The sequence below is a fragment of the Bacillus sp. LQ16 genome (assembly GCF_057784645.1).
The window spans coordinates 3,795,287-3,807,157 of record NZ_CM173491.1 but is presented as its reverse complement, the minus strand read 5'-3'; the positions used below and the strand labels follow the sequence as shown (position 1 = coordinate 3,807,157).

9 protein-coding genes and 2 pseudogenes are annotated in these 11,871 nt (G+C 35.4%); 5 read left to right on the top strand and 6 right to left on the bottom strand.

Annotation, left to right across the window (positions count from 1 at the left end; all coding sequences use genetic code 11):
- Nucleotides 1–7 precede the first annotated feature (7 nt).
- The 3 genes and pseudogenes from AC3EMB_RS18980 to AC3EMB_RS18970 form a co-directional block, all read right to left on the bottom strand.
- A pseudogene (locus tag AC3EMB_RS18980) lies at nucleotides 8–259 on the bottom strand (HAD family hydrolase); the annotation flags it as partial.
- A gap of 92 nt (nucleotides 260–351) precedes the next feature.
- Nucleotides 352–606, bottom strand: coding sequence for a YbeF family protein (locus AC3EMB_RS18975; protein WP_001003915.1), 255 nt, complete (start codon nucleotides 604–606; stop codon nucleotides 352–354).
- A gap of 167 nt (nucleotides 607–773) precedes the next feature.
- A complete protein-coding gene (locus AC3EMB_RS18970; RefSeq protein ID WP_000537906.1) occupies nucleotides 774–2,159 on the bottom strand; it encodes a membrane protein in 1,386 nt (461 codons plus the stop codon).
- A 166-nt stretch (nucleotides 2,160–2,325) separates the two neighbouring features.
- Between AC3EMB_RS18970 and AC3EMB_RS18965 the strand changes: the two are divergent.
- Together AC3EMB_RS18965 and AC3EMB_RS18960 are read left to right on the top strand one after the other, a co-directional pair.
- Nucleotides 2,326–2,689: pseudogene (locus AC3EMB_RS18965) on the top strand (YoqO family protein).
- A 15-nt stretch (nucleotides 2,690–2,704) separates the two neighbouring features.
- Nucleotides 2,705–3,073 (top strand): YoqO family protein, encoded by a 369-nt coding sequence (locus tag AC3EMB_RS18960; RefSeq protein WP_001208250.1) that lies wholly within the window; start codon nucleotides 2,705–2,707, stop codon nucleotides 3,071–3,073.
- 32 nt (nucleotides 3,074–3,105) lie between these two features.
- Here AC3EMB_RS18960 and AC3EMB_RS18955 read toward each other — a convergent pair whose 3' ends face one another.
- Together AC3EMB_RS18955 and AC3EMB_RS18950 are read right to left on the bottom strand one after the other, a co-directional pair.
- A complete protein-coding gene (locus AC3EMB_RS18955) occupies nucleotides 3,106–3,630 on the bottom strand; it encodes a DinB family protein (RefSeq protein ID WP_001012056.1) in 525 nt (174 codons plus the stop codon).
- Nucleotides 3,631–3,711: 81 nt separating this feature from the next.
- Nucleotides 3,712–4,782, bottom strand: a complete 1,071-nt coding sequence (locus AC3EMB_RS18950; protein WP_001102865.1) for a M24 family metallopeptidase — start codon at nucleotides 4,780–4,782, stop codon at nucleotides 3,712–3,714.
- A 306-nt stretch (nucleotides 4,783–5,088) separates the two neighbouring features.
- Here AC3EMB_RS18950 and AC3EMB_RS18945 point away from each other — a divergent pair, with 306 nt between their 5' ends.
- Entirely contained in the window at nucleotides 5,089–6,270 is a 1,182-nt protein-coding gene (locus AC3EMB_RS18945; protein ID WP_000736520.1) for a lysozyme inhibitor LprI family protein, read from the top strand.
- Between the two features lie 50 nt (nucleotides 6,271–6,320).
- On the opposite strand, the gene AC3EMB_RS18940 is transcribed toward AC3EMB_RS18945, so the two are convergent.
- Entirely contained in the window at nucleotides 6,321–8,030 is a 1,710-nt protein-coding gene (locus AC3EMB_RS18940) for an Rqc2 family fibronectin-binding protein (RefSeq protein ID WP_000863271.1), read from the bottom strand.
- 105 nt (nucleotides 8,031–8,135) lie between these two features.
- Between AC3EMB_RS18940 and AC3EMB_RS18935 the strand changes: the two genes are divergently transcribed.
- Together AC3EMB_RS18935 and AC3EMB_RS18930 are read left to right on the top strand one after the other, a co-directional pair.
- Nucleotides 8,136–10,859: a calcium-translocating P-type ATPase, SERCA-type gene (locus tag AC3EMB_RS18935; RefSeq protein WP_488517225.1), complete on the top strand. Its 2,724-nt coding sequence runs from the start codon at nucleotides 8,136–8,138 to the stop codon at nucleotides 10,857–10,859.
- 99 nt (nucleotides 10,860–10,958) lie between these two features.
- Nucleotides 10,959–11,834, top strand: a complete 876-nt coding sequence (locus AC3EMB_RS18930) for a YicC/YloC family endoribonuclease (RefSeq protein WP_000625865.1) — start codon at nucleotides 10,959–10,961, stop codon at nucleotides 11,832–11,834.
- Nucleotides 11,835–11,871: the final 37 nt, after the last annotated feature.

The window sequence follows — 11,871 nt, the reverse complement described above, 5'->3', positions numbered from 1 at the left end:
TCGTTTTTTATATTATTGTTAAAACTTCATGTAAAGAACAGATAGTAGGAATATCGTACTTGAGTTGTGAGTTATCTCGATTTAACCATATCCCTTGCATCCCAGCTGCTGTACTATTAATCGCATCAGTCTCTAATCGATCGCTAATATAATAGCAATCTTTCATTTCAAGGTTCGATTGTAATACGGTTCTGTGAAAAATTTCAGGATCTGGTTTCGATATACCAAGTTCACTAGAAGTAAATATATATTTGAAAAAAATCTATAATACCATTTCTTTCAGCAGCCTCATAATCAAGTAAAGTTCCATTAATATCAAAGAAAATCATATTGCTGTCTCCTTGCTAACAACTATTTAGCGTTTTCAGCAACCTCATATCCTTTCACAAACAATAGCGTCATATAAGAAACGATAAACGAGAAGATGCTGTACATGCCAACCCAAAAGAAAAATTTTGGAGTAAAGGCGATAACACCTATTATTAAAAAACTAGCAAACGTTACAATCGGCATTACGTAATACGTTTTCGTTTTGCGTGTTCCAATAACAGATACGATAAAGATAAATAATGGACAAATTAATAAGACGAAAATCAATTCATTCATAGGTATGTCCCCTTTTCTAATTGCAGTAATCTGTTTCTCGTAAACGTTTTGAAATAATTACTCTCCTAATATAATTTCGCTAAGTAATAACGAATCCCTCTTGAAAACTGATAATTCATGATGAATTTTACAAGCAAAAAACGTAAGCAAGAGAACACTTGCTTACGTTATAGGATAAACATCGCAACGATCGTGGTGACAATTAAACCGATAACAACCGGTAAAAAGTTTCGGCGTGCAAGTTCAAATGGATCGACTTTACAAATCGCAGCAGCAGGAATAAGTGCCCAAGGAATTAACGTCCCGCCCCCGGTCCATATAGCTGCAATTTGCCCGAGTGCTGTTAATGTAGCTGTTCCATGGCCAAGTGCTGTTCCAAAAAGATTGGCAATGGAACCAGCAAGTGATATACCTGAAAAACCTGATCCATCTAAGCCGGTAATGACACCCACGATGGTTAATGTCCCTGCCGATACATATTGATTTAAAGGAACAGTTTGAGATAAAGCGATGCCTAAGTCGTTAATGATTCCGTGTGAACCTTTCGGTAAATAGTCTCCGATAATTTTCACAAAGCCACTATCTCCTAAATAAAAGAGTGCAGCGATAGGAATAACTGGTCCGAAAATTTTAAAGCCAAATTGGAGCCCTTCTATGAAATAATCGGTCGTTTTATTCAGTCCATTACCTTTGTAGGCGATGAGAGAAATGATGATAATCATAATAACAGTTGTTCCGCCGATAAGTGCAGTTGCGTCGCTTCCTTGTAGTTGAAATTGAATCATGCAAAGGATATCAATGATATATACGATAGGGATACAAATAGCGAGCCATTTCTTTGTGCGAGGAGATAATGAAGTGAGCGTTTTAGAAGACTCAGTTGATAGAATAGATTCTTGTATAGCTAAGCCTGTATGAAACTCTTTTCGTAAGAAGAAAAAAGCGACGGAAGTTGTCACAACGCCCATAACGATAACGAGTGGAACACTTGCAGATACGACGCTGGAAACAGGGAGACCAGCAGCGTCTGCGGTTAATTTTGGTGCGCCTTGTATAACGAAGTCGCCGGATAAAGCAATCCCATGACCGAATAAGTTCATAGCAATTGCTACTCCAATTGGGGGGAGACCGACGCGTACAGCAACCGGTAATAAAATAGCTCCCATTAAGGCGACAGCGGGAGAAGGCCAAAAGAAGAAAGAAATTGTCATCATCAAAAGGCCAATAATCCAGTAGGCGAGGGTAGGGGTACGGATCATCTTTGTAAATGGCGAAATCATTGTATCATTTATACCGGTATGAACGAGTAAATTGCTCATGGATACAATAATAGAAATGATTAATATAGTTGGTAATAGCTCAGTAATGGCGTAAATAAAACTTTGAAAAATGCCGCTAACGGCAAGAGGGATAGAACTTGTAGCAGTTAATGCTAATAAAAAGATAAAAACGATACAAATAATTGTAGTATCTTTCCGGAGAATAAAAAAGGTAATAATAGTGAGTAAACAAATAACATAGAGAGCGTGTAATAGCGTTAATTCAACTCCCATAACATTCACATCCTTAGGCAATCGTGTAGTTTATTGTATGAAAGTAGGGAAAGTATGTGAGTATAAGAAACAGAAAAAAAGGTAAAATTTCATGTACTGCAATGGTAAGGATAAAAATGGATGTTACAATACAATTAATCCTAAAAATGGAATTCGAGGAGGGCTTATGCACAAAAAAATTGGATTTTTGGGATTTATCATATCTTGTAGTCTATTAATCATTTTAAAGCTATTTACAAACAATGAATGGATAAGTATTATACCTGTTTTCGGGTTTGTATTTATACTTTTATATAACTGGGATGGTATGAAACAATACAGTAAAAAGTATCGGAATTATGATAGGTATCATCGTTGTTTGCTCATTGTTCGCAGGGGTTATTTTAATAGAGGGTCAGAAACAAATGGAGAAAATGTCTATTTTTCAAGAATGGATGTCTTCTGCAAACGGTCTTTATCTTGTAATTATAGTTGTTATTTTTCTAAGAATTGTTATAAGTATAGCAAGTTACATATTAAAGGAGAAGTAGAATGGGGGAGTACGAATGAGAGAAAAAATAGGATATTATGGTGTGCTAGTTTGTTTACTATTATCAATTATTTCAGGACAATTTCTTAACAGTGAATGGGTACCAGTTATATTATGTATAGGAGTATTGATTTTTGCTCCTATGTATCGCTGGAATGAATGGAAAGCATATAGTCGAAAAAAGAAAATGGTTTTCAGCATCGAATTTGTCATTATAATCAGCACAATTCCGTTTTTGTTATGGAAAGGAAATGAGATAATAGATGGAATTGTAATGTTTCAAGGGTGGTTGTTTATTGCGAAAATGCTATATTTAATATGCATTTTAATGTTGGTAGTGGTAGTCACTAAAATAGTAAACGAAAAGCTATTCGTTAATGAATAAAAGAAAATGCCACCTTATTCGGTGGCATTTCCTCATTTTACTGCATGAGCTTTTTGCATCTTTTTAATTAAACGAATTTGTCCACGATGATTGATTTCATCTTCAAAAACGTGAAACCACTTAAAATAGTTATTTGCTGGTTTGTCATACCAAAAGTCTGTCGTTTTAAATAACCATTCATCAGGTAACGATTGAAAAGTCTCGATTGTTTTGGAACGTACTTCTTGTAATGTATTTATGTAAAATTCTATAGCGTTTCCTTTTATTTTCTCACGCCCAAGATCGCCTAATTCAATGCCAGGTAACCAGCGTTCTAATTCAGCCTCCGTTGGTTCACGGTCTTCAAAAGTATGAATCTGGTAGTAAAATTCAATAGCAGCCATATGATACAATAACATGCCAATTGAATTTGCTTCCTTATCATATAAATAATCAAGTTCTTCAATTGTTAAACTTTCCACTGCTTGCATTGTTGTATAGCGAGCGTAATTCATCATGGAAACAAGCTTTGAAAATTCTACATGTAAACCCTCCAATTTATCAATTACAAAATTCAATTAAAATTCCCCCTCTTTAAATGAATACTCCAGAGAAGGAATTCTATGTGCAAAAAAAGTTTTGTTTAAACCTTCATAATATTAACAAGGGATTATAATTAGTTCTCTATTTGATTTTGTAATAACGTCATAACCATCTTTGGTGATGACAATATCATCTTCGATTCTACAACCGCCCCAGTTCGGTATGTAAATGCCCGGCTCAACTGTAACAACCATACCTTCTTGTAAAGTTGCCTTGCTTTCTTGGGATAAGCGAAGTGGTTCATGTATTTCTAACCCAAGACCGTGCCCGGTAGAGTGGCCAAAGTATTGACCGTATCCATGTTCTGTAATGTAATTCCTCGTTATATCATCGATACTTTTCGCAGTTTCTCCAGGCTTAATTGCTTCAGTCCCACGCTTTAACGCTTCTCGTACAACATTGTATATTTTTTGGAATTCTTCCGATGGTTCCCCGATTGCTACGGTACGTGTTATATCGGAACAATATCCGTCGTAAAGTGCACCGAAGTCTAATGTAACGATATCGCCTCGTTCGATTATTTTATTTGATGCAACTCCATGGGGAAGTGAAGAACGAACGCCTGAGGCTACAATGATTTGGAATGAAGAAGATGTAGCCCCTTTTTTTCGCATGAAAAATTCTAACTCATCTCGAACGTCAGTCTCGCTTATTCCAGGCTTTAGAAATGTAACAATATGGTGAAATGCTTCGTCAGCGATTGTAGCTGCGATTTTCATTGTTTCTATTTCGGATGTGTCTTTAATAAGTCGAATATCTTCAATAATCTCACACACTGGAACCATTTCTGTATGTATATATTTTTGTAGTTTCTTAAATTGTTGCAAAGTCATATTATTGTCTTCTATACCAAGTTTTTGAATGTTTAATTTTGATACTTGATTTGCAACTTCTTCTTCTAAATTTCCTTTATGCATAATAATTTCTGCTGCTTTTATTTCCGTTTTTGCTTGATCTACGTAACGGAAATCAGTAATGAAAATAGCTTTATGCGCAGCGATTAAGACAACGCCTGCGCTACCTGTAAAGTTTGTTGCGTATTGACGGTTTTCTTTTTTTGTAATAAGTAACCCGTCGATTCCGTAATTATGTAGTTGTTTTTGGATGTTAGTTATTCTTACATTCATTTTAATTCCTCCTTTTTACATTAATAAAGCAAGAATTGTGCCAGTATATTTATTTAGAATAAAAGAGAAGAGGGTAGCTGTGTGTCAAAAAAACTAGACGAATGTAAAATAAATATATATAAAATTTTTACAGTAAGTTTTTATGTGACTGAACAATAATATAAACTCGCAAACGAAAATCTTTTTAATTTAAATATTATATTTTTTGTATAAATGAATTAAGTTAATTGGTATAATAAGGGATTGTTACGTTTTTTATAGGTAAAGAGATGTAACGAAAAAAACTGGGTTAAGGAATGTGAGTGTATGAAGAAATTAAGTAAAGTAATGTCATTTTGTTTGGCCGCTAGTATGCTTGTTATAACGGGGTGTGAAACAAGTGAACACAAAGTTCAAGTAAATGAAACGATTGAACAGCTTGATGAAGCGCCAGAAGTGACAGAAAAAGAAGCGAAAAAGATTGTAAGAAAGAGTGTAGATGGAATAGCAAATGCGTTTAGTGAGATGGAAAAAGAAAATGGATGGAGCCGAAATAATCCTGGGGATTTAGAGACAGCTAAAAAAGGAGTTAAAGGATTGGTTTCAGAAAAGTTTGTAGAGAATCAGCTTCCTGAATTGCTTGCTAACTTTAATAGATCGAGAGAGACTGATATGTTACCATTCCCAAATTATTTTCAAACTGAAATAAGATTTTCTTCTTCACAAGATAAAGAAAATTTAACGGTACATACATTAAGTTTAGAAGATGAAATAGGTCATGCGGCCCAAGATTGGGAATTTCATTTGGTGTATAAAGAAGGGGAATGGTTAATGGATAAATGGTCATTCGTTTTTCCTGAAGATTTAAAACTTACAAAAGAAGAAGCAAATAGAATTTTAAAAATGCCAGACGATAAGAATGTGTCATTTGTAAGTGAAGAAAATAGTGGCGATAAGAAATACATATTCAAAGATAGTAACGGATTAATTACTGTAAATGCGAAAACATCTCTTATTTCATACAATGTAGATAAAAATAGGTATGAAAAGGTAACGAAAGAAAGAAATATTCAAGAAACAGAACAAGTACAGAGAAAGGATTCGAGTGCGTATACAGGCTCAAAAGAAGAGAAACAATCGCAAAAAGAATCTTCTTCAAAGATAGATAGAGCAAATGTTTTAAGTGAATTAGCTGCTATAGATAAACAAGAAAAACATACGAATGCTATGTCAACCAATGATATAGTAAATGAAATAGAAGGAAATTATGAACTGTGGGATAATAAACTAAATGAAATTTACAGTACATTAAAAAGTACGATGTCACCTGATGCGTTTCAGTCGTTAAAAACGAAACAAATTGCGTGGGTTAAAGAAAAAGAAAGTAAAGTTAAAGCAATTGGTACTGATACAAATAACGGAACGATGAGGCGTATAGAAGCTTCAGAAGAGAAATATAAGATGACAAAAGCAAGATGTTATGAATTAGTAAATGGGTATATGAACTAGTGTGAACGAATATAAAAAATGCGTTGCTTATAAGCAACGCATTTTTGTATTTACGCTTTTAATTTCATTACAATATCAGCATCTGGTGTTACATATACGGTTTGCTGATTGTCGTACGTAACAAAACCAAGTTTTGCACCACTCGGTTTTTTCACATGGCGTATTTTAGTGAAATCAACAGGTACAGAGCTAGACTCTTTCGCTTTACTGTAATAAGCGGCAATTTTGGCAGCTTCTAGTAAAGTTTCTTCAGCAGGCTCTAAAGAACGAATGACAACGTGAGAGCCAGGTATGTCTTTCGTATGTAACCAAATTTCATCACGGCGGGCAAACTTCGTTGTTAAATAATCATTTTGTTTATTGTTTTTACCAACGAAAATCTCTGTGCCATCACTTGCTAAATATTTATCTAATACTGGCTTAGTAGGCTTTTTCTTTGCGTTTTTCGTTTTGCGATTGCGCACATAACCTTCTTCAGCTAATTCCTCACGAATTTCTTCAATATCTTTTGAAGAAGCAGCTTCCATTTGTTGAAGTAAGCTATCAAAATAAAGAATTTCTTCATTGGTTTTTTCGATTTGTTCTTCTACAACAACAACTGAATTTTTTGCTTTTTGATACTTTTGGAAATAGCGTTGTGCATTTTCAGATGGTGTTTTTAAAGGATCTAATGTGATTTTTACAGTTCCGCCATTTTCATCGTAATAATTAACGACCTCAATATCTTTATCGCCTTTTTTCAAAGCGTACATATTAGCTGTAAGTAGCTCTCCAAATAGTTGATATTTATCTGCTTTTCCAGCATCTTGCAGTGTTTTTTCGAGTTTAATGAGTTTTTTCTCGTTTTTATTTTTTTCATTTTGCATAAAGCGTTCTAAATCATGAGCTTGTTGTTTTACACGATCGCGCTCTGCTTTTCCGAAAAAGAAACGATCAAGCAATTCACTAACAGATGAGAACGTCTTATCTTCTCCTTGCAAGTGTGCAAGAGGGAAAAGATAAAAGAATTCTTTCCCATTTGAAGTAGTCATCGCTGGTGAATATGTATGAGTTAATAATGGTTTTTGTATGGAGAAAAATGCATCCGCTAATGCTTTTTCATTTACCATACCAGCTTTTTTCACTACTTCTTTTGCGAATAACGGGGATATTCCCGTAAAGGTGCCGACAAGCTGTTTATCCATGTTTCCAGATAGAAAGTCTAGTGGTCTAATAAATTCATCATTTGTTTCAATCTGAAGTGGGTTAATTTTATGTTGTGCTGGTGGTGCAATATATTCAGCTCCAGCGTATACAGTACGATGGCGGTTTACCGCTAAAGATATGTGTTTTAAGCTATCTAAAATAACATTTGTTTTCGTATCTACTAAGATAATGTTACTATGTCGGCCCATTATTTCGATGACTAATGTTTTTAATGATTCGTCTCCAATTTCATTCCGACTGCGAACTGTAATTTGAATAATACGTTCTAAGTCAATTTGTTCAATTTTTTCAATAAACCCACCTTCTAAATGTTTACGAAGAAGCATACAAAACATTGGCGGTATTGCTGGTGAATCGTAGTTTTGATTCGTTAAGTGCAGACGCGCATATGTAGGGTGAGACGAAAGAATTAGTTTTTGGTTCTTTCCGTTTGCTCGAATATGTAATAAAATCTCATACTTTGAAGGTTGATATATTTTGGAAATTCTTCCTGTGTAAAGAGAATTTGCAATTTCATGTGTAATTGCTCTTGTAAATAATCCATCGAATGCCATAAATGAACACTCCTTTCTAACTAAAAGTTAATTATAGCATTTTTTTGGACGAGGCTGAATAAGCTTTCAATAGAGTATGTCTGGAATCAGGAGGTCGATGGCAGGATGAACTGGTATGGAATGCGGGCACATGAAGTGGAAGAAAGAACGAATACGAATGTAAAGGTTGGACTTACAGAGAAAGAAGCAGAAGGGCGCGTAAAGAAATTTGGTACTAATGAATTAGAAGAAGCAAAAAGGCCTTCTGCACTAATGGTATTTTTAGCACAGTTTAAAGATTTCATGGTACTCGTTTTGTTTGGAGCAACAATTGTTTCTGCGTTTTTAGGTGAATACATTGATTCTATTGCTATTGTTGCCATTGTTATTATCAATGGTATTCTCGGATTTTTTCAAGAAAGAAAAGCTGAAAAATCATTGGAAGCTTTAAAGGAACTAGCCGCTCCACAAGTTACTGTAATGCGGAATGGAAAGTGGGTAAAAGCACCATCTAAAGCACTTGTTTTAGGTGATATTATTAAGTTTTCCAGTGGTGATCGTATTGGGGCTGATGTGCGTCTTGTTGAAGCATCAAGTTTATATATTGAAGAGTCTGCTTTGACAGGGGAGTCCGTACCTGTACAAAAGAAGGTAGAAGCATTGCAAGGGCAAGATGTTGCAATTGGTGATCAAAAAAATATGGCTTTTATGGGGACAATGATTACGCGAGGATCTGGTACAGGAGTCGTTGTAGCAACTGGTATGAATACAGCGATGGGGCAAATTGCAAATATGTTACAAAATGCAGAGCAAATGGAAACACCACTGCAAAGAAGGTTAGAACAGCTCGGAAAAATATTAATTATTGTGGCTCTTATTTTGACAGCACTCGTTGTATTAGCTGGTGTGTATCAAGGGAATGAAGTATATCATATGTTTTTAGCTGGTGTGTCTCTGGCTGTTGCGGCTATTCCAGAAGGGTTGCCGGCAATTGTTACAGTAGCTTTATCACTTGGTGTACAGCGTATGATAAAAAAGAGAGCAATTGTACGAAAGTTACCAGCCGTAGAAACGTTAGGTTGTGCTTCCGTTATATGTTCTGATAAAACGGGAACAATGACGCAAAACAAAATGATGGTAACACATATGTGGTCAGGCGGAGAATTGTGGAAAGTGACAGGGCAAGGATATGAACCTAATGGCTCTTTTATAAAAGGTGAAAAAGAAGTGAATCCAGCTAAGACAAAAGCACTTTATCAGCTACTTACATTTGGTTCACTATGTAACAATGCAAATATTATTCAAAAGAAAAAGGCGTACGTATTAGATGGAGATCCAACAGAGGGAGCGCTTGTAGCTGCAGCAATGAAAGCTGGGATAACACGTGAGGCATTGAAAGGGAAATTTGAAGTTATTCGTGAATTTCCATTTGATTCAACTCGAAAAATGATGAGTGTTATTGTACGAGATCGAGAGGGGAAAAAGTTTATTGTTACGAAGGGAGCACCGGATGTTCTTTTACAAATGAGTCAAACGATTTTATGGGGGGATAAGCAACAGCCATTAAGTGAGCTATATAGAAAAGAAGTACAGGCGGCTATTCATAGTTTAGGTAGTCAAGCGCTTCGAACAATTGCAGTTGCGTTTAAACCTTTAAAAATAACGGATTCTATTGAACATGAAAGAGACGTTGAAAAAGATTTTATGTTAGTTGGGATACAAGGTATGATTGACCCACCAAGACCAGAAGTGGCGCAGGCGGTAAAAGAGTGTAAAGAAGCTGGTATTCGAACAGTAATGATTACAGGTGATCATAAAGTGACAGCAATGGCGATTGCTGAACAATTAGGAGTTTTGCCACCAGATGGACGCGTTGTTGAAGGAGTAGAACTCGCGAATATGGATGTGGAGGAATTAGAAAATGTTGTAGAAGATACGTATGTATTCGCTCGTGTATCACCTGAACATAAATTAAAAATTGTTAAGGCACTGCAAAATCAAGGGCATATAGTAGCGATGACAGGTGATGGAGTGAACGATGCTCCAGCTATAAAAACAGCTGATATTGGGATAGCGATGGGGATTACAGGGACAGATGTTGCAAAAGAAGCCTCTTCACTTGTTTTACTAGACGATAATTTTGCTACAATTAAGTCAGCGATTAAAGAAGGAAGAAATATATACGAGAACATACGTAAGTTCATCCGATATTTATTAGCATCAAATGTTGGAGAAATTTTAGTTATGTTATTTGCGATGTTACTTGCATTACCCCTGCCGATGGTTCCTATTCAAATTTTATGGGTGAACTTAGTTACTGATGGTTTACCAGCGATGGCATTAGGTTTGGATAAGGCTGAAGGAGATGTGATGAAGAGAACGCCGCGCCACCCGAAAGAAGGGGTATTCGCTAGAGGGCTTGCGTGGAAAATAATAAGTCGAGGTTTTTTAATTGGGGCAGTGACGTTAGTAGCGTTTATTATTGCGTATAACCAACATCCAAATGAACTGAAATATGCACAAACTGTAGCGTTCGCGACGTTGGTACTTGCTCAGCTTATTCATGTATTTGATTGTCGTAGTGAGCATTCTGTCTTTCATCGTAATCCATTTGGGAACGTGTATTTAGTAGGGGCGGTTATCATTTCATTACTACTCATGCTAGTGGTGATATATTATCCACCGTTACAACCGATTTTTAGCACAATGCCGATACAAGCAAGAGATTGGTTATTAATTGGAGGTTTGTCATCAATTCCGACTTTCTTACTAGTAGGTTCTTTATTAACAGGGAAAAAGGCGAAAAAGAAAAAGCCAATGTTATATAAGAAGGGATTAAACTTGAAATAGTCAATGTTATGAAAATGTGATATAATTTACAGAAGGTAGTAGAGCCTTGTCTCTATTACCTTTTTCATTGAGTTATTTTATGGCTTGGATGTGATAAAAATGATTTCTAGTATGACAGGGTTTGGAAGATCGAAAGTAGAAAGTGATACTTTTCAAATTACAGTAGAAATGAAATCGGTGAACCACCGTTTTTTAGAGATGAGTATTCGACTTCCTAAGCAAATGATGGTATTTGAGGACAAAATTCGTAAAATAATTGCACAGCAAGTTCGACGTGGACGCATTGAAGTGTCTATTAGTATAGCAGGTGAAGGACTTGTTGAAAGAAAATTAAGTGTGAATTGGTCACTTCTTGAGCAGTACCAATCGATGATGGAAGATATAAAAGGAAAGTTTCAATTACAAGATTCTATTACACTCGAGCAATTAATGGCAATGCCAGAAGTAACAGCAATTGAAGAAATAGAAAATGTAAATGAACATTTTGAGAACAGTTTATATGAGGCTGTTCGTCAAGCTGCTCATATGTTGAAAACGATGAGAGATGACGAAGGAGAACGATTACATAAAGATATAGCGTATCGTTTACAAGAGATTAGCAATTGTGTAAATGCAATTATTCCACATGCACCAATTGTTACACAAAAATATCGTGAACGATTAGAAAATCGCTTAAAAGAATTACATAATCAAGAGTTAGATGAACAAAGATTGCTAACAGAAGTCGCAATCTTTGCAGAGCGTTGTGATATTCATGAAGAGTTAGTTCGTTTGCAAAGTCATTTAGAGCAATTTCGTGAAACATTGCAGATTGAAGAGCCTGTTGGAAGGAAAATGGATTTCATCGTGCAAGAGATGCATAGAGAAATTAATACGATTGGTTCTAAGGCAAATGACTTAACAATTTCAAAATATGTTGTAGAAATGAAAAATAACCTTGAAAAAATTCGTGAACAAGTACAAAATATTGAGTAGCTTTCAAAAAATATATAAAGTTATACGTGGTGGAGAA